Annotated in this window: 21 protein-coding genes; 12 read left to right on the top strand and 9 right to left on the bottom strand. The window is 59.9% G+C overall.

Annotated features, from left to right (window positions below; all coding sequences use genetic code 11):
- Nucleotides 1-401: 401 nt before the first annotated feature.
- The 6 genes from ACJ8IP_RS11530 to kdpE all read left to right on the top strand — a co-directional run bounded on the left by ACJ8IP_RS11530 (nucleotide 402) and on the right by kdpE (nucleotide 8,339).
- Nucleotides 402-491, top strand: coding sequence for a K(+)-transporting ATPase subunit F (locus ACJ8IP_RS11530; RefSeq protein ID WP_016928742.1), 90 nt, complete (start codon nucleotides 402-404; stop codon nucleotides 489-491).
- Nucleotides 491-2,179, top strand: coding sequence for a potassium-transporting ATPase subunit KdpA (kdpA, locus tag ACJ8IP_RS11525; RefSeq protein ID WP_164107205.1), 1,689 nt, complete (start codon nucleotides 491-493; stop codon nucleotides 2,177-2,179). The genes ACJ8IP_RS11530 and kdpA overlap by 1 nt, the downstream gene beginning before the upstream one ends.
- 26 nt (nucleotides 2,180-2,205) lie before the next feature.
- Nucleotides 2,206-4,275 (top strand): potassium-transporting ATPase subunit KdpB, encoded by a 2,070-nt coding sequence (gene kdpB / locus ACJ8IP_RS11520; protein WP_164057449.1) that lies wholly within the window; start codon nucleotides 2,206-2,208, stop codon nucleotides 4,273-4,275.
- A gap of 18 nt (nucleotides 4,276-4,293) precedes the next feature.
- Nucleotides 4,294-4,863: a potassium-transporting ATPase subunit KdpC gene (gene kdpC, locus ACJ8IP_RS11515; RefSeq protein WP_197849821.1), complete on the top strand. Its 570-nt coding sequence runs from the start codon at nucleotides 4,294-4,296 to the stop codon at nucleotides 4,861-4,863.
- 73 nt (nucleotides 4,864-4,936) lie between these two features.
- A complete protein-coding gene (gene kdpD / locus ACJ8IP_RS11510; protein ID WP_442524401.1) occupies nucleotides 4,937-7,633 on the top strand; it encodes a two-component system sensor histidine kinase KdpD in 2,697 nt (898 codons plus the stop codon).
- 16 nt (nucleotides 7,634-7,649) lie between these two features.
- Nucleotides 7,650-8,339, top strand: a complete 690-nt coding sequence (kdpE, locus tag ACJ8IP_RS11505) for a two-component system response regulator KdpE (RefSeq protein ID WP_016928747.1) — start codon at nucleotides 7,650-7,652, stop codon at nucleotides 8,337-8,339.
- Nucleotides 8,340-8,366: 27 nt separating this feature from the next.
- Here kdpE and ACJ8IP_RS11500 read toward each other — a convergent pair whose 3' ends face one another.
- The 4 genes from ACJ8IP_RS11500 to seqA all read right to left on the bottom strand — a co-directional run bounded on the left by ACJ8IP_RS11500 (nucleotide 8,367) and on the right by seqA (nucleotide 11,759).
- A complete protein-coding gene (locus tag ACJ8IP_RS11500; RefSeq protein ID WP_072628180.1) occupies nucleotides 8,367-8,666 on the bottom strand; it encodes a DUF3861 domain-containing protein in 300 nt (99 codons plus the stop codon).
- Nucleotides 8,666-9,304, bottom strand: coding sequence for a PadR family transcriptional regulator (locus ACJ8IP_RS11495; RefSeq protein ID WP_164107202.1), 639 nt, complete (start codon nucleotides 9,302-9,304; stop codon nucleotides 8,666-8,668). The genes ACJ8IP_RS11500 and ACJ8IP_RS11495 overlap by 1 nt, the downstream gene beginning before the upstream one ends.
- 191 nt (nucleotides 9,305-9,495) lie before the next feature.
- Complete coding sequence (pgm, locus tag ACJ8IP_RS11490) at nucleotides 9,496-11,139, bottom strand: phosphoglucomutase (alpha-D-glucose-1,6-bisphosphate-dependent) (RefSeq protein WP_164107201.1); 1,644 nt, start codon at nucleotides 11,137-11,139, stop codon at nucleotides 9,496-9,498.
- Nucleotides 11,140-11,216: 77 nt separating this feature from the next.
- Nucleotides 11,217-11,759: a replication initiation negative regulator SeqA gene (gene seqA, locus ACJ8IP_RS11485; RefSeq protein WP_033651164.1), complete on the bottom strand. Its 543-nt coding sequence runs from the start codon at nucleotides 11,757-11,759 to the stop codon at nucleotides 11,217-11,219.
- Between the two features lie 224 nt (nucleotides 11,760-11,983).
- Here seqA and ybfF point away from each other — a divergent pair, with 224 nt between their 5' ends.
- The 4 genes from ybfF (at nucleotide 11,984) to fur (ending at nucleotide 14,881) form a co-directional block, all read left to right on the top strand.
- A complete protein-coding gene (gene ybfF / locus ACJ8IP_RS11480) occupies nucleotides 11,984-12,757 on the top strand; it encodes an esterase (protein ID WP_080273370.1) in 774 nt (257 codons plus the stop codon).
- Nucleotides 12,758-13,013: 256 nt separating this feature from the next.
- The gene (gene ybfE, locus ACJ8IP_RS11475; protein ID WP_004939936.1) at nucleotides 13,014-13,301 is read left to right on the top strand and encodes a LexA regulated protein; all 288 of its coding nucleotides are present in this window, start codon (nucleotides 13,014-13,016) and stop codon (nucleotides 13,299-13,301) included.
- Between the two features lie 264 nt (nucleotides 13,302-13,565).
- Nucleotides 13,566-14,105, top strand: coding sequence for a flavodoxin FldA (gene fldA / locus ACJ8IP_RS11470; RefSeq protein WP_004939938.1), 540 nt, complete (start codon nucleotides 13,566-13,568; stop codon nucleotides 14,103-14,105).
- Between the two features lie 329 nt (nucleotides 14,106-14,434).
- Complete coding sequence (gene fur, locus ACJ8IP_RS11465) at nucleotides 14,435-14,881, top strand: ferric iron uptake transcriptional regulator (RefSeq protein ID WP_019454058.1); 447 nt, start codon at nucleotides 14,435-14,437, stop codon at nucleotides 14,879-14,881.
- Nucleotides 14,882-15,130: 249 nt separating this feature from the next.
- Here fur and ACJ8IP_RS11460 read toward each other — a convergent pair whose 3' ends face one another.
- From ACJ8IP_RS11460 to nagE, 5 genes are all read right to left on the bottom strand, one after another.
- Nucleotides 15,131-17,788, bottom strand: coding sequence for a beta-N-acetylhexosaminidase (locus ACJ8IP_RS11460; RefSeq protein WP_047572350.1), 2,658 nt, complete (start codon nucleotides 17,786-17,788; stop codon nucleotides 15,131-15,133).
- 13 nt (nucleotides 17,789-17,801) lie between these two features.
- Complete coding sequence (gene chiQ / locus ACJ8IP_RS11455; protein WP_164057452.1) at nucleotides 17,802-18,128, bottom strand: ChiQ/YbfN family lipoprotein; 327 nt, start codon at nucleotides 18,126-18,128, stop codon at nucleotides 17,802-17,804.
- A gap of 45 nt (nucleotides 18,129-18,173) precedes the next feature.
- On the bottom strand, nucleotides 18,174-19,577 hold the full coding sequence (gene chiP / locus ACJ8IP_RS11450; RefSeq protein ID WP_042783852.1) for a chitoporin ChiP: 1,404 nt from the start codon (nucleotides 19,575-19,577) through the stop codon (nucleotides 18,174-18,176).
- 577 nt (nucleotides 19,578-20,154) lie between these two features.
- Nucleotides 20,155-21,819 carry a glutamine--tRNA ligase gene (glnS, locus tag ACJ8IP_RS11445; RefSeq protein ID WP_033642175.1) on the bottom strand — a complete coding sequence of 555 codons (1,665 nt, stop codon included), beginning with the start codon at nucleotides 21,817-21,819 and terminating at the stop codon, nucleotides 20,155-20,157.
- 240 nt (nucleotides 21,820-22,059) lie between these two features.
- A complete protein-coding gene (gene nagE / locus ACJ8IP_RS11440; RefSeq protein WP_042783851.1) occupies nucleotides 22,060-24,096 on the bottom strand; it encodes an N-acetylglucosamine-specific PTS transporter subunit IIBC in 2,037 nt (678 codons plus the stop codon).
- 334 nt (nucleotides 24,097-24,430) lie between these two features.
- Between nagE and nagB the strand changes: the two genes are divergently transcribed.
- Together nagB and nagA are read left to right on the top strand one after the other, a co-directional pair.
- Nucleotides 24,431-25,231 carry a glucosamine-6-phosphate deaminase gene (nagB, locus tag ACJ8IP_RS11435; RefSeq protein ID WP_004939952.1) on the top strand — a complete coding sequence of 267 codons (801 nt, stop codon included), beginning with the start codon at nucleotides 24,431-24,433 and terminating at the stop codon, nucleotides 25,229-25,231.
- 18 nt (nucleotides 25,232-25,249) lie between these two features.
- A complete protein-coding gene (gene nagA / locus ACJ8IP_RS11430) occupies nucleotides 25,250-26,389 on the top strand; it encodes an N-acetylglucosamine-6-phosphate deacetylase (RefSeq protein WP_033642173.1) in 1,140 nt (379 codons plus the stop codon).
- Nucleotides 26,390-26,414: the final 25 nt, after the last annotated feature.

Genomic DNA, 26,414 nt, shown 5'->3' with positions numbered 1-26,414 from the left:
AAAACGGCGTGGGCGTATCAAATGAACAATCGGTAATTTGGTAACTGGACAAAATTTTAGCGCACTTGATGAAAGTTTACTACTCATCCGACCACTAAATCGCACAAAAAATCGCTAATCACCGCGGCGATTCGTAATTTTGTTACAACCAAGTTAATTTTTAACTTAACATTGGTTACGTTGTGGTTATTATCCGGTTCCTGCTTCCACGCCGCTGCCCTTGCTTATTCACTCATCAGGCGCAATCTCGCCGCCAACCTGCTGGTTGAAATGCTCAATTTTTGCTGAAATTTCAGCCATTTTTATACTTTTTTTACACCCGCCTGCGCGATTTTTTCATCTTCTTTCTACCCCGCTCCCTACACTGCCTCTATCAAAAACAACACCTCTGGAGGTGTCCCGTGAGTTTCAGCGTTATTGGTGGTGCGCTGTTGGTTCTGCTGCTGTTGGCCTATCTGGTCTACGCCCTGTTTAACGCGGAGGATTTCTGATGGCGGCTTCAGCCTTTTTACTGATCGCCAGTTTTCTGCTGGTGCTTCTGCTGCTGGCCCGGCCGCTGGGCGGTTTTATGGCGCGCCTGATCGAAGGTGAGCCGCTGCCTGCGCTGCGCTCAGTGGAAGCCGGCGTCTGGCGCGCCTGCGGCATCCGCCCCACCGAGATGAATTGGTGGCAGTACGCGCTGGCGATCCTGGCGTTTAACCTGCTCGGCCTGGCGCTGCTGTTCGCCCTGCTGATGGCGCAGGGCTCGCTGCCGCTCAACCCGCAAGGCTTCCCTGGCCTCTCCTGGGATCTGGCGCTCAACACCGCCGTCAGCTTCGTCACCAACACCAACTGGCAAGCCTACAGCGGTGAAAGCGCCCTCAGCTATTTCAGCCAGATGGCCGGGCTGGCGGTGCAGAACTTCGTTTCCGCCTCCACCGGCATCGCCGTGGCCTTTGCGCTGATCCGCGCCTTTACCCGCCGCGCCGGCAAGACCGTCGGCAACGCCTGGGCCGATCTGTTCCGCATCACGCTGTATGTGCTGCTGCCGATCGCGCTGCTGATCGCCCTGTTCTTCGTCAGCCAGGGCACGCTGCAAAACTTCCTGCCTTACCTGCACGTCACCACGCTCGAAGGCGCGCAGCAGACGCTGCCGATGGGGCCGGTCGCCTCGCAGGAAGCGATCAAGATGCTCGGCACCAACGGCGGGGGGTTCTTCGGCGCCAACTCGGCGCACCCGTTCGAAAACCCGACCGTGTTGACCAACTTCGTGCAGATGCTGGCCATCTTCCTGATCCCTTGCGCGCTGTGCTTCTCTTTCGGACAACTGGCCGGTGAAAACCGTCAGGGCCACGCGCTGATCTGGGCGATGGCGCTGATCTTCGTGGTGGCGGTGGTGGTGGTGATGTACGCCGAGCTGGCGGGCAACCCGCACCTGAGCGCGCTGGGCGCCGACAGCAACATCAATATGGAAGGCAAAGAGTCGCGCTTCGGCATTCTCGCCACCAGCCTGTTCTCGGTGGTGACCACCGCCGCGTCCTGCGGGGCGGTCAACGCCATGCACGACTCCTTTACCGCGCTGGGCGGCATGGTGCCGATGTGGCTGATGCAGATCGGTGAAGTGGTGTTCGGCGGCGTCGGCTCCGGCCTGTACGGCATGCTGCTGTTCGTGCTGCTGACGGTGTTTATCGCCGGCCTGATGATCGGCCGCACCCCGGAATACCTGGGCAAAAAAATCGACGTTTACGACATGAAGATGACCGCGCTGGCGATCCTGGTCACGCCGACGCTGGTGTTGCTGGGCAGCGCGCTGGCCATCGGCACCGACGCGGGCCGCGCCGGCATCCTCAATCCGGGCGCCCACGGCTTCAGCGAAGTGCTGTATGCCCTGTCCTCCGCCGCCAACAACAACGGCAGCGCCTTCGCCGGCTTGAGCGTCAATACGCCGTTCTACAACCTGCTGCTGGCCTTCGCCATGTTCGTCGGCCGCTTCGGGGTGATCCTGCCGGTGCTGGCGATCGCCGGTTCGCTGAGCGCCAAGCCACGCCAGCCAGCGGGCAACGGCACCCTGCCGACCTATGGGCCGCTGTTTATCGGCCTGCTGATCGGCACCGTGCTGCTGGTGGGCGCGCTGACCTTCGTGCCGGCGCTGGCGCTGGGCCCGGTGGCCGAGCATTTGCAACTTTGGTTGGCAAACTAACAGACGTCACAGAGAGAGAATAAGAGATGACTCGCAAACAACGCGCGCTGTTTGAACCGGCTCTGGTGCGCACCGCGCTGATCGATGCGGTGAAAAAACTGGACCCTCGCGTTCAATGGCGCAACCCGGTGATGTTCGTGGTGTATATCGGCAGCCTGCTGACCACCGCCATCTGGCTGGCGATCCTCGCCGGCCAAACCGACGGCGCCGCCGCCTTTACCGGCAGCGTCTCCCTGTGGTTGTGGTTCACCGTGCTGTTCGCCAACTTCGCCGAGGCGCTGGCCGAAGGCCGCAGCAAGGCCCAGGCGGAAAGCCTGAAAGGCACCAAGAAAACCAGCTGGGCGAAAAAATTGGCCGGCCCGCGCCGCGACGGCGCCACGGAGAAAGTGGCCGCCGAGAACCTGCGCAAAGGCGATATCGTGCTGGTGGAAGCCGGCGACACCATTCCGTGCGACGGCGAAGTGCTGGAGGGCGGCGCCTCGGTGGATGAAAGCGCCATCACCGGGGAATCCGCCCCGGTGATCCGCGAATCCGGCGGGGACTTCTCCTCGGTCACCGGCGGCACCCGCGTGCTGTCCGACTGGCTGGTGGTGCAGTGCAGCGTCAACCCAGGGGAAACCTTCCTCGATCGCATGATCGCCATGGTGGAAGGCGCCAAACGCCGCAAAACGCCGAACGAAATCGCGCTGACCATCCTGCTGGTGGCGCTGACCATCGTGTTCGTGTTGGCCACCGCCACCCTGTTCCCGTTCTCGCAATACAGCGTCGAGGCGGCCGGCAGCGGCAGCGTGGTCACCATCACCGTACTGGTCGCGCTGCTGGTTTGCCTGATCCCCACCACCATCGGCGGCCTGCTGTCCGCCATCGGCGTGGCCGGGATGAGCCGCATGCTCGGCGCCAACGTGATCGCCACCAGCGGCCGCGCGGTGGAAGCCGCCGGCGACGTGGACGTGCTGCTGCTGGATAAAACCGGCACCATTACGCTGGGCAACCGTCAGGCTTCGGAGTTCCTGCCGGCGCCGGGCGTGAAAGAACAAGAGCTGGCGAACGCCGCGCAGCTGGCTTCGCTGGCGGACGAAACGCCGGAAGGCCGCAGCATCGTGGTGCTGGCCAAACAGCGCTTTAACCTGCGCGAGCGCGATCTGCAGGCGCTGAACGCCACCTTCGTGCCCTTCTCCGCCCAGACTCGCATGAGCGGCGTCAACGTGCAGGAGCGCATGATCCGCAAAGGCGCGGTGGACGCCATTCGCCGTCACGTCGAAACCAATCAGGGGCACTTCCCGCGGGCGGTGGACGATCTGGTGGAAAGCGTGGCGCGCACCGGCGGCACGCCGCTGGTGGTGGCGGAAGGCGCCCGGGTGCTGGGCGTGGTGGCGTTGAAGGATATCGTCAAGGGCGGCATCAAAGAGCGCTTCAATGAGCTGCGCAAGATGGGCATCAAAACGGTGATGATCACCGGCGATAACCCGCTGACCGCGGCGGCGATCGCCGCCGAAGCCGGGGTGGACGACTTCCTGTCGGAAGCCACGCCGGAAGCCAAACTGGCGCTGATCCGCCAGTATCAGGCGGAAGGCCGTCTGGTGGCGATGACCGGCGACGGCACCAACGACGCCCCGGCGCTGGCGCAGGCCGATGTGGCGGTGGCGATGAACTCCGGCACCCAGGCCGCCAAAGAGGCGGGCAACATGGTCGATCTGGATTCCAACCCGACCAAGCTGATCGAAGTGGTGCATATCGGCAAACAGATGCTGATGACGCGCGGTTCGCTGACCACCTTCAGCATCGCCAACGACGTGGCCAAGTACTTCGCCATCATTCCGGCGGCGTTCGCGGCCACCTATCCGCAGCTGAACGCGCTGAACGTGATGCACCTGCACTCCCCCGCCTCCGCCATCATGTCGGCGGTGATCTTCAACGCCCTGGTGATCGTGTTTCTGATCCCGCTGGCGCTGAAAGGGGTGAGCTACAAACCGATGAGCGCCGCGGCTCTGCTGCGCCGCAACCTGTGGCTGTACGGGGTCGGCGGTCTGCTGGTGCCGTTCGTCGGCATCAAACTGATCGACCTGATCCTGGTCGCGCTGCACGTCGCCGGTTAACCATTGAGGGAAATGAACATGACGTATTTACGACCTGCGCTGGTGATGTTGATCCTGCTGACGCTGATCACCGGCATCGCCTATCCGCTGCTGACCACCGGGCTGGCGCAGCTGCTGTTTTCGGGCGCGGCCAACGGTTCGCTGCTATACCAGGGCGACAAAGCGGTCGGCTCCGCGCTGATCGGCCAGAACTTCACGCGCGCCGACTATTTCTGGGGCCGCCCGTCGGCGACCGGCGATTCAGCCTATAATCCACTGGCCTCCGCCGGCAGCAACCTGGCGGCCACCAACCCGGCGCTGGATAAGGCTATCGCCGAACGCGCGGCGCAGCTGCGCCAGGCCAATCCAGCCATGAACGGCCCGATCCCGGTGGATCTGCTGACCGCCTCCGGCAGCGGGCTGGATCCGCATATCTCGACCGCTGCGGCGCGGTATCAGCTGGCGCGGGTCGCGGCGGCGCGTCATCTGCCGCCGGAACAGGTCGCCAAACTGATCGAAGACAACACCGATCGGGCCACGCCCAACTTCATGGGCGAATCGGTGGTCAACGTGTTGAAGCTGAACCTGGCGCTGGATGCGTTGAAGTAACGCGCCGTATTCAGCATAGTGATAGGGTTCGGCATGCCGAACCCCTTTTTGCTTGGTAACACAAGGAATTGTCATGGTCGAAGAAGAACAGCAGCGTCCCGATCCCGATAGCCTGCTGGCGCTGGCCAATGAAAAACCGCGCGGCCGGTTGAAGGTATTCTTCGGCGCCTGCGCCGGCGTGGGCAAAACCTACGCCATGCTGCAGGAGGCCCAGCGTTTGCGCGCCCAGGGGCTGGACGTGCTGGTCGGCGTGGTGGAAACCCACGGCCGCAGCGAGACCGCCGCCCTGCTCGACGGCCTGGCGCTGTTGCCGCAAAAGCGCATCCAGCATCGCGGGCGACTGGTGCAGGAATTCGACCTCGACGCCGCGTTGGCGCGCCATCCGGCGCTGATCCTGATGGACGAACTGGCGCACAGCAACGCCCACGGTTCGCGCCACCCCAAACGCTGGCAGGATGTGGAAGAGCTGCTGGACGCCGGCATCGACGTGCTGACTACCGTCAACGTACAACATTTGGAAAGTCTGAACGACGTGGTGGGCGGCGTGACCGGCGTGCGGGTGCGCGAAACGGTGCCCGACCACGTGTTTGACGAGGCCAGCGAAGTGGTGCTGGTCGATCTGCCGCCGGACGATCTGCGCCGACGGCTGCACGAAGGCAAAGTGTATATTCCCGGTCAGGCCGAGCGCGCCATCGAGCATTTTTTCCGTAAAGGCAACCTGATCGCCCTGCGCGAGTTGGCGCTGCGCCGCACCGCCGATCGGGTCGATGACCAGATGCGCGAGTTTCGCGACACCCAGGGACGCGAGAAAGTGTGGCACACCCGCGACAGCATTCTGCTATGCGTCGGCCACAACAGCGGCAACGAAAAGCTGGTGCGCATCGCCGCCCGGCTGGCGGCGCGGCTCGGCTGCCACTGGCATGCGGTCTACGTGGAAACCCCCAAGCTGCACCGGCTGCCGGAAAACCAGCGCCGCGCCATTCTGCGCGCGCTGCGGCTGGCGCAGGAGCTGGGCGCCGAAACCGCCACCCTGGCCGATCCGTCCGAAGAGCGCGCAGTGCTGCGCTACGCCCGCGAGCATAACCTCGGCAAAATCATCATCGGCCGCCGCAGCGAGCAGCGCTGGAAGCTGCGCGGCAGTTTCGCCGATCGCCTCGGCCGGCTGGGCCCGGATCTCGATCTGGTGATCGTCGCGCTGGACAGCGACGCCGCACAGCCGCCGCCGGGCAAGGAGCACGACGGCCGCAGCTTCAATGAGAAATGGCGCATGCAGCTGCGCGGCTGCGCGGTGGCGGTGGCGCTGTGCGCGCAGATCACCCTGCTCTCGCAGTGGCTGCTGCCGGGCTTCGATCAGGCCAACCTGGTGATGGTCTACCTGCTCGGCGTGGCGATCGTCGCGCTGTTCTTCGGCCGCTGGCCATCGGTGCTGGCGGCGGTGATCAACGTCGCCAGTTTCGATCTGTTCTTCGTTCAGCCCGAATGGTCGTTCGCCGTCAGCGATATGCAGTATCTGCTGACCTTCGGCGTGATGCTCGCCGTCGGCATCATCATCGGCAACCTGACCGCCGGGGTGCGTTATCAGGCCCGGGTGGCGCGCTATCGCGAGCAGCGGGCGCGCCATCTGTACGAAATGTCACGCGGGCTGAGCCGCGCGCTGACCGTGGCCGACATCGCCAACACCAGCCGTCATTTCCTCTCCAGCAGCTTCCAGGCGAAAACCGTGCTGCTGCTGCCGCAGGAAGACGGCCGGCTGCAGCAAATGATCGGCGAGGAAGGCGGGCTGCTGTCGGTAGACGAAGCCATCGCGCGCTGGAGTTTCGATAAAGGCTTGCCGGCCGGCGCCGGCACCGACACCCTGCCCGGCGTGCCTTACCAACTGCTGCCGCTCAATACCCCCAAACAGACCTTCGGCCTGTTGGCGATCGAACCCAACAACCTGCGCCAGCTGATGGTGCCGGAACAACAGCGGCTGCTGCAAACCTTCGCAGTGCTGATCGCCAGCGCGCTGGAACGGCTGCACCTGGCGCGCAGCGCCGAAGAAGCCAAGCTGGACGCCGAACGCGAACAGCTGCGCAACTCGCTGCTGGCGGCGCTGTCGCACGATCTGCGCACCCCGCTGACCGTGTTGTTCGGCCAGGCGGAAATTCTCACGCTGGACCTGGCGGCCGAAGGTTCCAATCACGCCACCCAGGCCAGCCAGATCCGCCAGCAGGTGCTGAGCACCACCCGGCTGGTGAACAACCTGCTGGATATGGCGCGCATCCAGTCTGGCGGTTTCAGTCTGCGTAAAGAGTGGCAGTCGCTGGAAGAGATCGTCGGCGCTTCGCTGCATATGCTGGAGCCGCTGCTCAGCCAGCATCCAATCGAGGTCGAGCTGCCGCCGGAACAGATCCTGGTCAACTGCGACGGCAGCCTGCTGGAACGGGTGTTCACCAACCTGTTGGAAAACGCCAATAAATACGCCGGCGCCGAGGCCACCATCGGCATTCGCGCCCGCACGCTGCCCGAGTGGCTGGAAGTCGAGGTCTGGGATAACGGCCCCGGCATCCCCGCCGATCAGCTGCAGCTGATTTTCGACAAGTTTTCACGCGGCAATAAAGAGTCGGCGATCCCCGGCGTCGGCTTGGGGTTAGCGATTTGTCGTGCCATTATTGAAGTGCATGACGGCCGCATCTGGGCGGAAAACGGCGCCAACGGCGGCGCCAGCTTCCGCTTCGTGCTGCCGCTGGAAAAACCGCCCGAGATCGACGGCGACGCCTTCGATCTGTAATCAACGCAGGGGAAACGTGAGCATAACGCCAACCAACATTCTGATTGTTGAAGATGAAAAAGAGATCCGCCGCTTCGTGCGCACCGCGCTGGAGAGCGAAGGCCTGCGGGTGTTTGAAAGTGAAACGCTGCAGCGGGGGCTGATTGAGGCCGGCACGCGCAAACCGGATCTGATCATCCTGGATTTGGGGTTGCCGGATGGCGACGGGCTGAGCTACATCCGCGATCTGCGGCAGTGGAGCGCCATTCCGGTGATCGTGCTGTCGGCGCGCAACGCCGAAGAGGACAAGATCGCCGCGCTGGACGCCGGCGCCGACGACTACCTCAGCAAGCCGTTCGGCATCGGTGAGCTGCTGGCGCGGGTGCGGGTCGCGCTGCGCCGCCACTCAGCTAACCAACAGGAAAGCCCGCTGGTGAGCTTTTCGGCGATTACCGTCGATCTGGTGAATCGCCGGGTGCTGCGCAACGACGAAGATCTGCATCTGACGCCGATCGAGTTTCGCCTGTTGGCGGAGCTGCTGGCCAACGCCGGCAAGGTGATCACCCAACGCCAGCTGTTGAGCCACGTCTGGGGGCCGAACTACGTGGAGCACAGCCACTATCTGCGCATCTACATGGGCCATTTGCGGCAGAAGCTTGAAGCCGATCCGGCCCGGCCCAAACACCTGCTGACCGAAACCGGCGTCGGCTATCGCTTCATGCCTTAACCCCGGTGGGCGCGGTTTGCCGCGCCTTTACGCCGCCGGGCCCTTCTTCAATCCGACCATAAATTCCTTAAACGCCTCGCGCAGCGGAGCGAACACCGGGTGTTTGCGGTTTTCGATCATCACTTCGGAGAACAGCTTCAACCCCACGGCAAAGGCCGCGCTCTGCTCGGGGCCGAAGTTCAGATCGTCACGCGCCCGAATGCGTTCGACGATCTCGAGAATATCGTCGTGGTTGCTCACTTCAAAACTCAGCGGCGCTTTCTCGACGGGATTGCCCTGGCGATCGCTCAGGGCTTCAACGATAATGTTAAAACGGTGGCCGGGCATCAGTTATTCTCCTGTTGCGAAGGTTGAATCTGCATTTCGCTTTCGATCGCCGCCACGGCGGTCAGCAACGCGGCGTTGATGCGCTCCACCTGCTGCGGCGTGAGATCGGCGCGCATCACGTTGCCGCGCAGCAGGCTACGCAGACGGTTCATGGCGTCGTAGATGCCTTCCGCCAGGTTGCCGTGCCGATGACGCTCGCGGCCGGCGCCCGCCAGACGCGCCAGAATGACCTCAACCACCTGTTGATGCTTTTGCAGCTCGCTCTCGCCCGCCGCGGTGATGCGGTAGCTTTTGCGGCCGTTGCCGGTGGTGAGCGGTTCGAGGAAGTCCTGCTCTTCCAGCAGCGTCAGCGTGGGGTAAATCACCCCCGGGCTCGGCACGTACAGGCCGGATGACGCTTCCTCGATCGCCTTGATCAATTCGTACCCGTGGCTGGGCTTGCGCGCCACCAGCGCCAGCAGCACCAGGCGCAGATCGCCGTGTTCGAACAGACGATGACGCCCGCCCCGGCCGCCGCGCCCACCCCGGCCGTGCTCTTCGCCTTCGCCGCCGAAGTGATGGCGCCCGCCGCGATGACGACGGCCCTCTTCGCATTCATGGTGATGATGATGCCGGTGTAAACCTAATCGATGAAACATAAGGTGAGACCTCGCTTTAGTAGGGAACATCAATACGAGGTTGTTTAGATATATCTAAACAGCATCGATAGCGCTAATCTAGATCGATATATCTAAATGCGCAAGCGCGTGCCGTGAAAAAGATATATCTAAATAGCGCCCATAAAAAAAGCGCTGTAAAAACAGCGCTTTTTATCAATCAAGAAAAGTGATTACTTGGCGGAAGCCAGCACTTCGCTGACGATCTCGACCGCTTCGTGCTCAATCTTCTCGCGGTGCTCCGCCCCGAGGAAGCTCTCGCAGTAGATCTTGTAAGCCTCTTCGGTGCCGGAAGGACGAGCCGCGAACCAACCGTTGTCGGTCATCACTTTCAGGCCGCCGATCGACGCGCCGTTGCCCGGCGCTGCGGTCAGACGTGCGATGATCGGGTCCCCGCCCAGCGTACTGGCCTTGACCATCTCCGGCGACAGCTTGGACAGCGCCGCTTTCTGCGCATGGGTTGCCGGCGCCTGGATGCGGTTGTAGCTTGGCGCGCCGAAACGCTTGGCCAGATCGTCATAGTGATGCTGCGGGTTCTCACCGGTTACCGCGGTGATTTCAGCCGCCAGCAGGCACATGATGATGCCGTCTTTGTCGGTCGACCACGGCTGGCCGTTGAAGCGCAGGAACGAGGCCCCGGCGCTCTCTTCGCCGCCAAAGCCCAGGCTGCCGTCGAACAGACCGTCCACGAACCACTTGAAGCCGACCGGCACTTCCACCAGCTTGCGGCCCAGATCGGCCACCACGCGATCGATCATCGCGCTGGACACCAGCGTTTTACCTACCGCAACATCGGCGCCCCACTGCGGGCGATGCTGGAACAGGTAGTTGATGGCTACCGCCAGATAGTGGTTCGGGTTCATCAGACCCTTCGGCGTGACGATGCCGTGGCGGTCGTAATCCGGATCGTTGGCGAACGCCAAATCGAATTTGTCGCGCAGCGCCAGCAGGCCGGCCATCGCCGACTCCGACGAGCAGTCCATGCGGATGATGCCGTCGTGATCCAGGTGCATAAAGCGGAACGTCTGATCGATGGAATCGTTCACCAGCGTCAGATCCAGCTTGTAGTGTTCCGCCACCCGCTGCCAATAGGCGATGCCGGAACCGCCGAGCGGATCCACGCCCAGCTTCAGGCCGGCGCGTTGGATGGCCGGCATGTCGACCACCTCCACCAGCCCTTCGACGTAAGGCTGCACCAGATCTTTGGCGTGCAGGTGGCCGCTGTTCCAGGCCTTGTCCAGCGACTGACGCTGCACGCCTTTCAGCTGCTGCGCCAGCAGTTCGTTGGCGCGCTTTTCGATCACTGACGTCAGGTTGGTGTCAGCCGGGCCGCCGTTCGGCGGATTGTATTTGATGCCGCCGTCTTCCGGCGGATTGTGGGACGGCGTAATGACGATGCCGTCGGCCTGCGCGCCGCCGCGGCGGTTGTGGCACAAAATGGCGTGCGATACCGCCGGCGTTGGCGTGAAGCCGTTGTTTTCCTGCACGATCACATCGACGCCGTTGGCGGTCAGCACTTCCAGCACGGAAATAAAGGCCGGCTCGGACAGCGCATGGGTGTCTTTGCCCACGTAGCACGGGCCGCTGGTGCCCTGCTGATGACGAACTTCGGCGATCGCCTGAGCGATGGCGAGGATGTGCGCTTCGTTGAAGCTGTGGCGCTGCGCGCTGCCGCGGTGGCCGGAGGTGCCAAACTTCACCGCATGTGCGGCATTGCCGGCTTCCGGTTGCAGCACATAGTACTGCGACGTCAGCTGGGCTACGTTGATCAGATCGCTTTGACGGGCGGGCTGCCCGGCACGTGGATTATTCGCCATCGACATATCTCCCTCATCCCTGTCGGTGACCGGGCAAATACGTCGCGCACGGCCATCATGACGGGCTGTTCGCTAAATTAGACGGTACCGCAAACTTTCTCGATCAGTTCCGCCGGGAACTGCATCGCCTGCATGATGTGTTCGATCATGCTGCGTTTGCGGCCGGTATTGGTATTGGTGATCACCCAGTAAGGGGTGCCCGGCACATGCTTCGGCTTGGTATGCGTACCGTTGGCCAGCAGGGTCTGCTGATCGCCGGCGAAATAGGTGCGGGTACGGCCGGTCAACGCCTCGGTGGCGGCGGCAAAACCGGCGGCATCGAGGGTATACAGCGTGGACAGCACCAGCATGAAACGGTTGACCGCTTTGTTCTGCTCGGCGTATTCATCCGACAGCAGCAGTTCACGCACGGCGCGTACGCGATCGCGCGGGCGCTGAACCGGCGCCGCTTTTTCCGCTTCGACGGACGGCGACGCACTGGCGGCAGGCAACGCGCGCACCGGCTGACCGGCGGTGAATTTCAACATGCGGCGTAAAATATCGGACGCGCTTTCACCGATGTGTTGCGTGTGGCTGGCAATATAACGGTAAAGCTCTTCGTCGACTTCAATAGTTTTCATCTTTATCCAATACTGTTTTTTCTACTTAGAACCTGAAGCCAGATCCTGCATTCAAGCCATGGGATTATAAGGTTAAAAGCGCTGGGGCGAACACAACAATGTGCCTCCGGACGGCAAATGCAGACTAATACCTATAGCCGGCACTGCCAAGCCCGCGCCGCGAAAATTCCGCATGATTCATCGTGCGATTCAATCATGATACCCTAATCTGAATCTCTCTCAGTATGAACTTCGCCATGAAATTACATTATCAACTGCTGGCCGCCGAGTCAGACGCGCTGCCGGTGCTGCTGATCCACGGGCTGTTCGGCAATCTGGACAACCTGGGCGTGCTGGCGCGCGATCTGCATCAGCGTCACAGCGTAATTAAGGTCGATCTGCGCAACCACGGCCTCTCCCCGCGCGCCGACGAGATGAACTACCCCGCGATGGCGCAGGATCTGCTGGAGCTGCTCGACGAACTGCGGCTTGAGAAAGCGATCGTCATCGGCCATTCGATGGGCGGCAAAGCGGCGATGGCGCTGACCGCCATCGCACCCGAGCGCGTCGCCAAGCTGATCGTCATCGACGTCGCGCCGGTGAATTACCAGACCCGACGTCACGACGAGATTTTCGCCGCCCTGAAGGCCGTCAGCGCCGCCGGCATCACCCAGCGCCAGGCCGCCGCCCAGCTGATGCGCGATTACCTGCAGGAAGAAGGCGTGATCCAGTTCCTGCTGAAATCCTTCCATAACGGCGAATGGCGCTTCAACCTGCCGGTGCTGATTGAGCGCTATGATGACATCACCGGCTGGCAGGACGTGCCGGCCTGGCCGCACCCGACCCTGTTCATTCGCGGCGGCCTGTCGCCGTACGTGCAGGACAGCTACCGTGCGGACATCGCCCGCCAGTTCCCGCAGGCCCGCGCGCACGTCGTTGCCGGCACCGGCCATTGGGTGCACGCCGAAAAACCGGAGGCGGTGCTGCGCGCCATCCACCGTTTCCTCGACGAAGCCTGAAAAACACGCTCACCTGGCGAAAAAACGCGCTAAAGATAACGGCTTAGCGCGTTTAGCCCGCAGTTAGGCATTGTCGCCGCTCCATCTGCTGGGGTAATATGGCGCGCTATAATTTTGCCGCCGCGCCAGCGCGTTCGCGAACGCCGGGTCGGGGGTGAATTTGGGTTAGGGTTTATTGGCCCGAAGTGTGTTAACCGATGCCTCCGGAAGCGTGAGAGCGCTTTTTGATGCAAACTCCCTTGCAGTACCGCTACCTATGGCAAAAGAACAAACGGATCGCACGACGCTGGATCTGTTCGCAGATGAACGCCGTCCGGGGCGCCCGAAAACCAACCCGCTTTCCCGCGATGAACAGCTTAGAATCAATAAGCGCAATCAGTTACGGCGCGATAAAGTGCGTGGATTGCGGCGCGTAGAGCTGAAAATCAACGCGGATGCGGTGGACGCCCTGAACAAACTGGCGGAACAGCGCAACATCAGCCGCAGCGAACTCATCGAGCAGATGCTGTTGGCGCAACTGGCGGAAGAACAGCCGGAACATTGATCTCTTCGGCCGCACGCGCGGCACGGCGTTAAGGACAACGCCGGATCGGCACGCTTTTCTTCATCTCCGGCATCGCATAAATGCGATAAAACCCCGGCGCCACTTTCTGGCATGATACGCATTTACCGGTAAGAGACTGCGCCTGTCGGCGCCCCGCCCCCCGCGGCGAACGGCTCTTGCCATGGCATCATTTTAATCGGCGTCAGCGGCGGCAGTGCTGGCATCGAGTAATGCAATTACTTGAATTTAAAGGTTATACGCGATATGGCTACTGTAGGCATTTTCTTTGGCAGCGACACTGGCAATACCGAAAACATTGCCAAAATGATCCAGAAAATTCTCCAGAAACAGTTTGGCGACGACGTCTCTGAAGTGCATGACATCGCTAAAAGCAGCAAAGAAGACCTGGAAGGGTTCGATATCCTGCTGCTGGGCATCCCAACCTGGTACTACGGTGAGGCGCAGTGTGACTGGGACGATTTCTTCCCGACGCTGGAAGAAGTCGATTTCAACGGCAAACTGGTGGCGCTGTTCGGCTGCGGCGACCAGGAAGACTACGCGGAATATTTCTGTGACGCGATGGGCACCATCCGCGACATCATCGAACCGCGCGGCGCGGCCATCGTGGGCCACTGGCCGACCAAAGGCTACCACTTCGAAGCCTCCAAAGGCCTGGCGGACGACAACCACTTCATCGGTCTGGCGATCGACGAAGACCGTCAGCCGGAGCTGACCAACGAGCGTGTCGACGCCTGGGTCAAACAGATCGTCGAAGAGCTGAGCCTGGCCGATATCGTCGGCTAAACGCCGGGACTGGCGAAAGGTTGAACAAAGGCCCTGTAAAGTGCATAGTGTGCCGACAGGGCCGTCATCGGCAACAGGGATTGCTGCGATAGAAGCTACAGATTTGTAACTTCCCACCCCGTCACGGTAGACTGAGATATCGGTTTATCCCATCCATCAAGGCGTTGCATGCAAAACATGCAATAGTGCAATTATATCTTTGTTAACAACCGGCGGTTTCCATTTAGTACAACCGGTTCTATAATGAGACGCATTAACTCTTTGTGCCGACCGATGCCACAGGCGAGTACGCCTCAACTTGATTAGCATAGTAACAGGACTGAATTCGCATGACCGACAACAACATCGCATTGAAGAAGGCCGGCTTAAAAGTCACGCTTCCGCGACTCAAAATCCTGGAAGTACTGCAAAATCCGGAATGCCATCACGTCAGTGCGGAAGATTTGTACAAAAAACTGATTGATATGGGCGAAGAGATCGGGCTGGCGACGGTTTATCGCGTACTGAACCAGTTTGACGATGCGGGCATTGTGACACGTCACAATTTCGAAGGCGGCAAGTCCGTGTTCGAGCTGACCCAACAGCATCACCACGATCACCTGATTTGCCTGGATTGCGGCAAAGTGATCGAATTCAGCGACGAATCCATCGAAGTGCGCCAGCGTGACATCGCCAAGCAGCACGGCATCAAGCTCACCAACCACAGTCTGTACCTGTACGGCCACTGTGAAACCGGTGACTGTCGCGAAGACGAAACGCTGCACGACAAGAAATAAGCCCTGACCGGCTATGAAAAACCGCCTCATTTTGAGGCGGTTTTTTTATGCCCGCCGTACAGCGGGAAAAAAAATCCCCGGACCAGCCGGGGAAAATCATGTCATGAAATACCACAATTGCAGCGGCACAGCGACTCCACGCACTACTCTCACTACAACGTCCGCCCTGCGCCGACACGCGCGGGCGAACGCATTCCCCCTTCGTTATGATGCGGCCCGCCGCCAAAACTGCGGGCCGCACCGCCCTTCTTAGACCTTCTCGGCGCGGCTGTAGCGTTTGCCGTCCGGGCTGACCGAGCGCACCTGTACTTCGCCGGAGACCGCAGGTTTAGCCTTGGCATCATAGCGCTGCCACTGCTTACCGCCGTCGGTGGAGTACTCGATGCCCAACCCCGGCAGCGCGATATTCGCCTCCAGCTTGCCGCCCGCCACGCGAGCGCCCGGCACCGGCAGACGATAAGCCACGCCGCCTTTGTCCAGCTTGGCCAGTTCACGCTGGCCCAGAATATTGGCGAAGCGCAGCCAATCTTTCTCCAGCGTCTTGGTATCGACAAAGTGGGTTTCCCCGCCTTTGTATTCGCGGCCGGCGCGATAGTCCTGCTCCCAACCGGCGCGATGCCAGGCGCGCTCCGCCACCGACAGCGCGCGTGGGAAGATCATGTATTCCATCTGCGGGTCGGTGCGCTGGGTTTCGCTCCACAGCTGAGCGGAAAGTCCATATGCCCCCGGCCACGGCTTGTCGCTCTTGGCGTTGAAGTGGTTGCCGTCTCGGTCAACCGAGGTTTCCGCGTTCTGCGGCATGTTGTCCGGCGCGAAGCTGAACACCTTGCGCTCGTCGCTGAAGCGGGTTCCCCAGTAGTAACCGCGCTCGTCCGGGTTCACCTCGTAAGGGAAGTCCATATAGACGTAGTCCGGGTTGGAGACCACCACTTCATACCCTTTATTGGCCCAGTCGTTGACGCTGTCGAAACCGCCCCAGTACAGGGTGTCCCAGAAGTTGACCCCCACGCGCGAGGTGGCGAACGCCTTCGAACTCTCGGCGTCTTTCAGGCCGTCTTGCCAGGCCTGCATTCTGTCGATGCCGTGCGCCTTCACCAGCTTGCTGACCTCTTGGCCGAAGTAGCTCGGCAGGTGCTCCATGTCGGCCACTTTGCCCTCTTTGATCATCACCTGGCACACCTGAGACTTGGCCCACGGCTTGTCTTCATTGCTCTGGTCAATGATGCCTTTACCCGGTTCCGGTTTCGCCTTGTCGGTGTAGCCGGCGCCCAGGCGGATGTTTTTCGCTTCGTCGCCGCCAAAGTGCCAGGTCTTAATCGGCTGGCCGGCTTCTTTATGCATCTGGGCAATCTCGCCAATCACCTTGTCGACAAAGCGCTGGGAGGAATCCAGGCACGGGTTCAGGTAACTCTGACGGTTAAAGAACTGCACCGAGGTGGTATTGGAGGTATCGGTCGGATCCACCAGGCGGAACTCGTTGGCCTCCTGCTCTTTGCCGGCGGCATGCAGTTTCTTGTAGCGCGCTTCCATCGAGACCACCGCCGCGCGGGCGTGCGCCGGCATGTCAATCTCCGGGATCACCTCAATCTGGCGCGCCTGGGCGTATTTGATGATGTCGATGTAGTCCTGACGAGTGAAGAAACCGCCGTAGACATCCGGCCCCTGGCCGTACTGCGGCAGCAGGCAGGTGGTTTCGCTCAGATCGTGGCAGCGCTGGCCGCCGACTTCCGTCAACTCAGGCAAGCCGGGAATTTCGATACGCCAACCTTCGTCATCGCTCAGGTGGAAGTGGAATTTGTTGAGCTTGTAAGCCGCCATCTGATCCAGCAGGCGCAGCACCGCATCCTTCTTATGGAAGTTGCGCGCCACGTCGAGGAAAATGCCGCGATACTGGAAGCGCGGCGCATCGCTGGCGTCGAGCGTGGCGATCTTGCCGCTGCCGTCGGTCGGCACTAACGACAGGATAGACTGCAACCCGTAGAACACCCCGGCCTGATCGAAGCCGATCACCCGCGCCTCTTTCTTGCCGATCTTCAGCTCATAAGCGCCCGGCACCGCCATCGCGCCTTTAAACTTGCCCGGCTGGATGTCGGTCTTGATCGGGTAACCGTTGGCCTGAACCGGCACGCCCAGCAGCGCGAAACGCTGGTTGACGACATCCGCCGCCGGCTTGACCAACGTGCTCAGATCCGGCGATACCCCTTTGCGCAGATCGGCGTCCTGCGCGTGCACTTTCACCTGCATCGGCGTCGGCACGATCTGGCCGCGCAGCGCGCCGGCGGGCAGCGTCTGCAGATCGGCGTTGCTGACAAAACGCGAAGCCGGCGTCATCAAAATATTTTTGTCGTCCTTGGTGCGCTTCCACTGATCGCCGGTAAACGGCGCCACAAACTGATCCAGATTTTCGGTGTCGGTATTCGCCAGCATTTTCGGCTTGGCGTCGCCGGACGTGGCATACCAGCGGGGCAGGAAGTCGTTTCTGAACAGCTGCCAGTATTCGGCGACCACCGGGATTTCCACCGCCTTACCGGCCGGGAAACCGCTGAATTTGGCGGTCGGCTCCAGCTTGTACAGATCGCCGGTGAGGTGAGCGATCTTGAACTGATCGTTGTCTACCCGCAGAGTCTGGCGCGGGCTGTGGAAATAAATGATCCAGTCTTTGCCGTCGATCGCCTGCCCGTCGTTGCTCAGGGTGAACAACACCCGGTTGCATGAGGCCCAGTCTGCGCCCAGCGCCGCGCAATCCACGCCGTTTTCCCCGGCGCGGTTATCCAGCATTTTCACGTTCAGCTTCAGTTGGCTCAGCTGATCCACCAGCTGTTGATCGGCCATGGCGCTCCCCATGCCGCCCAGGAATCCCATCGTTGCCGTCAAGGCGGCCAGTGCGCTCAGTTTGAATGCGTTCATCTTCTCGTCCTTCTTAATTATTGTTATCGCGAATTTCTTGCCACAGCTTGCCGCACTTGGCGTCGTAAGCCTGACCGTTACCGCTGTGAACCGCCATAATGCAGTTCTGATAATCCATCACCCGTACCGTTTCCTGCGCGGCGAACTGCTGGTGCTGTTTCTCTTGTTTCAGCACGTTCAGCACCGCCTTGCACGGCTGCAGACGCTCCGGCGAGCCTTCCGCGGTATTGATGCAGGCGCTGTAAGCCTGTTTCAACTTGGCGTCTTCCGACGGCGCGGCGGGTTGCGCACAGGCGCTCAGCGCCGCAGCGGCCGCCAACATCAGCATGATTTTTTTCATCGTTGAATTCCCTTAACTGCCCCGGCGGCAAGGCCGGGGAACGCATCAGAAGATGGTGAATGGCGCGATGACCATGAACTTGACGTCTTTCTCGTCCTGGAAGATGTTGCCGTAACCGCCGCCCCAGCTCGGAATGTTGGTGTGGTTGTCATACTGGGTGTAATGCAGCTTGAGCAGCGTGCCCTTGGCTCGCCCTTCCTGGATGGTGTACATCGCGTCCAGACTCCAGGCGCTCTCTTTCAGGCGCTGGCTCTGATCGTAGATCGGGTTGGTGCTCGGCTTGGCGTCCCAGGCGTAAACGTAAGAGCCGCCGACCGCCATGCCCGGCAGGTTCCAGTTGCTGAGGTCATACATCACGCCGGCATACACCGCTTTCTCGCCGTTGGCGTTAAAGTCGGAGCGGTTATCCCACCACACGTCCAGGCGACCGTTTGACGAGGCGTAGGTCGGGGTCATACGTTGCAGGAAGAAGCCCTGATTGCCTTCCGCCTTGACCATGGTGCCTTCCAGACGCCAGTTGAACTGGCCGGTGGTGTAACCGAAGGTCAACGCCTGCAGCCAGGCCAGGCCGTCATAAATGCTGTTCGGATCGTTCTTGTTGCTGATGCGGTCTTCCGCGCCATAGAACTGGTAACTGGTGGTCAGCGGGTTGCCCAGCAGATCGAATTTGTAAGACGCCTTGGTGAAGTACTGATTCACGTACCCCTGGGCCTGGCCGTAAGCGGCTTCCAGCACCAGATCGTTTTTGAAATCGTACTTGGCGCCCAGCGAGTGCAGGTAGGAGACACGGGTTTTCTTATCGTTCTGGCGGAAGTCGTCCATCTCGATATGCCACGGCGCTTTGTATTTGTCGGCCCACATGTAGGAGAAGCTCAACGCGCCGGCATCGCCGTAGTCGAACTTGGCGCCGGCTTCAGCCCCCTGATAAGTGCCCGGCATGAAGCTCCAGTGCGGCGCCAGCAGGGTTTGGCCGCTCGGCTGAATATAGCCGGCGCGCGCCCAGACCGGGCCGTATTTGAATTTGGCGGCGGCTTTGTACAGGCTGATACCGCCCTTATCACCGGAGTAGTCTTCGTCGTAGGTACGGTTCTTCGAGGAGAACGCGATTTCGTTCGGGTGACCGCTGGCGCTGGATTCAGCCAGTTCGATGGCGGTAAAGGCGCCGACATCCAGACCGAACATGTCCCAGGCGTAGCCCGACGCGAAATCCAGGCTCAGGTTGGCGGTAGAGTGGGACAGGTTGGTGGTGTATTGATTGTAATCCTTGCTGTCCGGATTGAGATCTTTACGGTCACGCTCACGTTGCCAGTAATAAATGCCGCCGGTCAGCGTGGAATCCTCGATAAACCCTGCGGCTTTCGCCTCAGGCGCCATGGCAAACCCTGTTCCCAACAGCGCGCCCGCGACTGCGAGCGCCAGCGTTTTACGCTGAGCACCGTGCGTACCCATATTGAAATTCCTCTTTGACTTAACTTAAAAGTTGCAGCCGCCTGTGTTCACCACTGCCCTGCACGACTGCCAATAAAAAACCCGAACGGGTAAAAAATATTGCCGACGAGATGTTATTCCCACAGCACTAATTGCTACAGACAGACTATTTTTCGCGACGCGAATTATCAAATGAAAAATGCGGAAGATTTGTCAAAGTATGACAAGGAGCACATATCGGTGATAATTTGTTACGCTGGCATTCATGGAAGGTGTCGAATAAAAAATTCAATTAAATCAGAATAAATACGGATACCAGGTCAACCAGAGACGATTAATGGTTTCAGCCTGACTAAATCCGTCAGTCAGGAGATAAAATTTGAGAGCGCTCTCTAAATGAAATTAATTCGCATCACGAATATATAAGTAAAGATTAAGACTACTAAGCCCAATATAAGAAAACTTATTGATTAACGCACCGCAGTTAATTAAACGCAGCCCGGAAAAACGTGGCGAGAATAGATGATTTACTCAATAGCAGGCATAAAAAAGCGCGGCCTGAGCCGCGCTGATACATTAATTTTCGAGGCGATTAAGATTAGCCTTCGATTTTCGCCCAGGTGTCACGCAGACCGACGGTGCGGTTAAACACCAGGTGCTCAGCCGAAGAGTAATGGCTGTCGGCGCAGAAGTAGCCTTCACGCTCGAACTGATAGGCTTTCTCCGGCTGTGCGGCCGCCAGACTCGGCTCAACGAAACCGTGCTTGATCACCAGCGATTCCGGGTTAATGGTGGAGAGGAAGTCCTCCGCCGCGCCCGGGTTAGGCACGCTGAACAGGCGATCGTACAGGCGAATTTCCGCCGGCAGCGCGTGCGCCGCAGACACCCAGTGGATCACGCCCTTCACCTTGCGGCCGTCGGCAGGATCTTTGCTCAGCGTTTCCGCATCGTAGCTGCAGAAGATGGTGGTGATCTCGCCGGCTTCATCTTTCTCGACGCGCTCGGCCTTGATCACGTACGCGTTGCGCAGACGCACTTCTTTGCCCAGCACCAGACGCTTGTACTGCTTGTTGGCTTCTTCGCGGAAGTCGGCGCGATCGATATAGATCTCACGGCTGAACGGCACATCGCGGTTGCCCATTTCCGGCTTGTTCGGGTGGTTAGGCATGCTGACCATTTCCACCGCATCGCCCATGTTCTCGATGACGATTTTCACCGGATCCAGCACCGCCATGGCGCGCGGCGCGTTCTCGTTCAGATCGTCGCGGATGCAGGATTCCAGCGCCACCATTTCGACGTTGTTGTCTTGCTTGGTTACGCCGATGCGCAGGCAGAACTCGCGGATCGAGGCGGCAGTATAACCGCGGCGGCGCAGACCGGAGACGGTCGGCATGCGCGGATCATCCCAACCTTCGACGATCTTCTCGGCCACCAGCTGGTGCAGCTTGCGCTTCGACATGATGGCGTATTCGAGGTTGAGACGCGAAAACTCGTACTGGCGCGGGTGGCAAGGAATGGTGATGTTATCCAGCACCCAATCATACAGACGGCGGTTATCCTGGAATTCCAGGGTGCACAGCGAATGGGTGATCCCTTCCAGCGCATCGGAAATGCAGTGGGTGAAATCGTACATCGGGTAGATGCACCATTTATTGCCGGTCTGGTGGTGTTCGGCGAACTTGATGCGGTACAGCACCGGATCGCGCATCACGATAAACGGCGAAGCCATATCGATCTTGGCGCGCAGGCAGGCGGCGCCTTCGGCGAATTCGCCATTGCGCATCTTCTCGAACAGCGCCAGGTTCTCTTCCACGCTGCGACCGCGGTACGGGCTGTCTTTGCCCGGCGCAGTCAGGGTGCCGCGGTATTCGCGGATCTGCTCCGGCGACAGTTCGTCGACGTAGGCCAGCCCTTTGCTGATAAGCTCCACCGCGTACTGGTGCAGCTGATCGAAATAGTCTGAGGAGTAACGAACGTTGCCGCTCCACTCAAAGCCCAGCCACTCCACGTCGTGCTTGATAGACTCGACGAACTCGATGTCTTCTTTCACCGGGTTGGTGTCGTCGAAACGCAGGTTGCACTGGCCCTGATAGTCCTTGGCGATGCCGAAGTTCAGGCAGATGGACTTGGCGTGGCCGATATGCAGATAGCCGTTAGGCTCCGGCGGGAAACGGGTATGTACTGACGTGTGTTTCCCCGACGCCAGATCTTCATCGACGATCTGACGGATAAAATTGGTTGGGCGGGCTTCAGCCTCACTCATTTCACTGTTCCTCAATGCAAAGCGCTACACATAACCGCCTATGATCCAACAAGCCACGTCTGGAAACAACCGTTTGTTTCATGAAAAATGCGGCGCGTTGCACCATCGGCGCGCAGCGCACCGCCGTGGGGCGAAACGGGATAAAAAAAGCGGGAAGAGATCGCTCTCTTCCCGCCAAGTCGGGGCAAACGCCGCCATGATGCGTGTTTGGCCCCAGGCACTACTCAGGTAAAAACAGCCTTATTTCTGGATCTCATACAGCTTGGTTTGACCGGCGACCACAGAGCCGCTGGCCAGCGCCGCCAGGCCGGCGTACTCGTCAGAGTTGCTGACCACCACCGGGCTTATCATCGAACGCGCATTGGCATTCAGGTAATCCAGATCCAGTTCCAGAATCGGTTGACCGGCTTTCACTTCCGCGCCCTCTTCCACCAGGCGTTTGAAGCCCTGGCCTTCCAGCGCGACGGTGTCGATCCCCATGTGCACCACGATCTCGGCGCCCTTGTCGGTTTCCAGGCAGAATGCGTGGTTGGTATTGAAGATTTTCACCACGGTGCCGTCAGCCGGCGCCACCACGATCTTGTCGGTCGGGCGAATCGCCAGGCCGTCGCCTACCGCCTTGCTGGCGAAAGCTTCGTCCGGCACCTGTTCGAGCGCCACCACTTCGCCAGTCACCGGCGCCACCAGCGTTTCAAACGCGGCTTTCGGCGCGTTCGGCACCGCCTGCGGTTTGGCTTCCGCGGCAGGCGCCGCCGCCGGGGCCGCCGCTGCCGCTACCGGGCCGGCTGCAATCACGTTGCGCATTGCGCTGGCGATAAGTTCGGCACGGGTGCCGACGATCACTTGCACGCTCTGCTTGTTCAGGCGGATAACGCCCGACGCGCCGAGGCGTTTCGCCAATGCGTCGTTCACCAGCGCGGAGTCTTTCACATTCAAACGCAGGCGGGTGATGCAGGCGTCGATGCCGGTCAGGTTGTCGGAACCGCCGATCGCGCCGACGTAACGACGAGCCAGGGTGGTAGTTTCGTTCTCGTCTTTACCGGCGTTGCTGTCGACGTTGACGTCGTAGCCGTCGGTTTCGTCACCGGCAACCGCCAGCTCGCGGCCCGGGGTCATCAGGTTGAATTTTTTGATGGTGAAGCGGAACACCACGTAGTAGATGACGAAGAACACCAGGCCTTGCGGGATCAGCATGTACCAGTGGGTCGCCAGCGGGTTGCGAGACGACAGCACCATATCCACCAGGCCGGCGCTGAAGCCGAAACCGGCGATCCAATGCATGCTGGCGGCGATGAACACCGAGATACCGGTCAGCACGGCGTGGATCACGTACAGCACCGGCGCCACGAACATGAAGGAGAATTCCAGCGGTTCGGTAATACCGGTAAAGAAGGCGGCGAAAGCGGCCGCCAGCATGATGCCCGCCACTTTGGCTTTGTTCTCAGGACGCGCGCAGTGGTAAATGGCCAGCGCCGCCCCCGGCAGACCGAACATCATGATCGGGAAGAAGCCCGCCTGATAACGGCCGGTGATGCCGACAACCGCTTTACCGGCTTCGATCGACTGCTGGCCGCCAAGGAAGTTAGGAATATCGTTGATGCCGGCCACGTCGAACCAGAACACCGAGTTCAGCGCGTGGTGCAGGCCGACCGGGATCAGCAGGCGGTTGAAGAAGGCGTAAATGCCCGCGCCGACCGAGCCCATTTTCTGAATGTGTTCACCGAAGTTCACCAGACCGTTGAAGATCACCGGCCAAATGTACATCAGGATGAAAGCCACCAGGATCATCAGGAAGGAAATGAGGATCGGCACCAAACGGCGGCCGCTGAAGAACGACAGCGCCTTGGGCAGCTCGACGCCGCTGAAGCGGTTGTACACTTCGGCGGAGATGATGCCCACCAGAATACCGACGAACTGGTTCTGGATCTTGCCGAACGCGGCGGGCACCTGATCGAGCGGGATCTTCTGAATCATCGACACGGCGGCCGGCGAACAGAGAGTGGTCAGCACCAGGAAGCCGACGAAGCCGGTCAACGCGGCGGCGCCGTCCTTGTCTTTGGACATGCCGTAGGCCACGCCGATAGCGAACAGCACCGACATGTTGTCGATGATAGCGGAGCCGGATTTAATGAAGAAAGCGGCGAGCGCGTTGTCGCCGCCCCAACCAACAGGGTCAATCCAGTACCCGACGCCCATCAAGATGGCGGCGGCGGGCAGCGTGGCGACCGGCACCATCAGCGCCCGTCCCACCTTTTGCAAATAACTAAGAATGTTCACCTTTTCCCCCTATGTTGTCCGCGGACGGACCCTATTAGTAGTTTATTTGGAGCTCTCACTACCTTTTTAGAAACAGCGCTTGGCACGTATCACTCATGCCGAGTGTAAAAAATTTATTTTGTATCGCAAATTAAAACCTCCCTTTTTGTGATAAATATCACCAAAAAGTAGTCTTTACCTCCCAGATTGCTGGCCATCACACAAAACTTATTTTATCATTCAAAAAATCAACCGGACGGACGATTCACGCGAGAATCATAAAGCTGGGTTACGCTTACGACTCCCGCAGGCCCGTACAGTATAGCTTTAGTTTACTTATCCCAAGAGGTGTTAGATGAGACTTATCCCACTGAAAGATACCGCACAAGTCGGCAAATGGGCCGCGCGTCATATCGTTCAACGCATCAACGCATTCAAGCCAACCGCAGAGCGCCCGTTTGTTCTCGGCCTGCCCACCGGCGGCACGCCGCTGGAAGCCTACAAACATCTGATTGCGATGCACAAAGCAGGTGAAGTAAGCTTTAAGCATGTTGTGACTTTCAACATGGACGAGTACGTTGGCCTGCCGCAGGAACACCCGGAAAGCTATCACACCTTCATGTACCGCAACTTCTTTGATCACGTTGATATCCCTCGCGAAAATATCAACCTGCTGAACGGCAACGCCGCGGATGTCGACGCCGAGTGCCGCCAGTACGAAGAGAAGATCAAGTCTTACGGCAAAATTAACCTGTTCATGGGCGGCGTGGGCATCGACGGCCATATCGCGTTCAACGAGCCGGCTTCGTCCCTGGCTTCGCGCACCCGCATCAAAACGCTGACCGAAGACACCCGCATCGCCAACTCGCGCTTCTTCGGCGGCGACGTCAGCCTGGTGCCGAAATATGCGTTGACCGTCGGCGTGGGCACGCTGCTGGACGCGGAAGAAGTGATGATCCTGGTCACCGGCCACGCCAAGGCGCAGGCGCTGGAAGCCGCAGTGGAAGGCAATATCAACCACATGTGGACCATCAGCTGTCTGCAGTTGCACGCCAAAGCGGTAGTGGTGTGCGACGAACCGGCCACCATGGAGCTGAAAGTCAAAACCGTCAAATATTTCCGCGAGTTAGAAGCGGAAAGCGTTAAAAGTCTTTAATCTTTGCAGGGGGCTACGATGTTCGCTTTAACCCACGGCCGAATCTATACCGGCCACGACGTACTTGATGACCATGCAGTCATTATCGCTGATGGGCTGATCGAGAAAGTCTGCCCGGCGGCTGAATTGCCCGCCGGCATCGAAACGCGCGACCTGGGTGGCGCCATCCTGGCCCCCGGGCTTATCGACGTGCAGCTGAACGGCTGCGGCGGCGTACAGTTCAACGATTCGCTGGAAGCGATCTCGGAAGAAACGCTGGAGATCATGCAGCGCGCCAACGAGAAATCCGGCTGCACCAGCTATCTGCCGACGCTGATCACCAGCAGCGACGAATTCATGAAGCACAGCGTCGACGTGATGCGCGCTTATCTGAAAAAGCACCAAAACCAGGCATTGGGCCTGCACCTGGAAGGGCCATATCTCAGCCCGGTGAAAAAAGGCACCCACAATCCGGCGTTCATTCGCAAGCCGACCCAGGAAATGATCGATTACCTGTGCGCCAACGCCGACGTGATCACCAAGGTGACGCTGGCGCCGGAAATGGTTGAGCCGCACTTTATCAAGCAGCTGACCGAGGCCGGCATCGTGGTCTCCGCCGGCCACTCGAATGCCACCTACGATCAGGCCCGTACCGGTTTCGCCGCCGGCATCAGCTTCGCCACCCACCTGTACAACGCCATGCCTTATATCACCGGCCGCGAACCGGGGCTGATGGGGGCAATCTTCGATACGCCGGAGGTCTATACCGGCATCATCGCCGACGGCCATCACGTGGCCTGGGCGAGTATCCGTAACGCCAAACGCCTGAAAGGTGATAAATTGGTCTTGGTCACCGATGCCACCGCACCGGCGGGTGCAGATATTGACCAATTTATTTTCGCCGGTAAAACAATATACTATCGGGATGGGCTGTGCGTGGATGAGAACGGCACTCTGAGCGGTTCCGCGCTGACCATGATCGAAGCGGTGCGAAACAGCGTCGAGCATATCGGCATCGCGCTGGACGAAGCGCTGCGCATGGCGACGCTGTATCCGGCGCGCGCCATCGGCGTCGATCACCGTCTGGGCACCCTCGAAGCCGGCAAGGTGGCTAACCTGACCGCCTTCACCCGTGATTTCAAGATCACCAAAACGCTCGTTAACGGTAACGAGGTTTAATTCAATGAACAGCGAGTAAAATTAT

This window comes from Serratia sp. CY52157 (assembly GCF_052168495.1).
In the GTDB taxonomy this organism is placed as follows: domain Bacteria; phylum Pseudomonadota; class Gammaproteobacteria; order Enterobacterales; family Enterobacteriaceae; genus Serratia; species Serratia ureilytica.
This window is presented reverse-complemented; position numbering and strand designations above follow the sequence as displayed.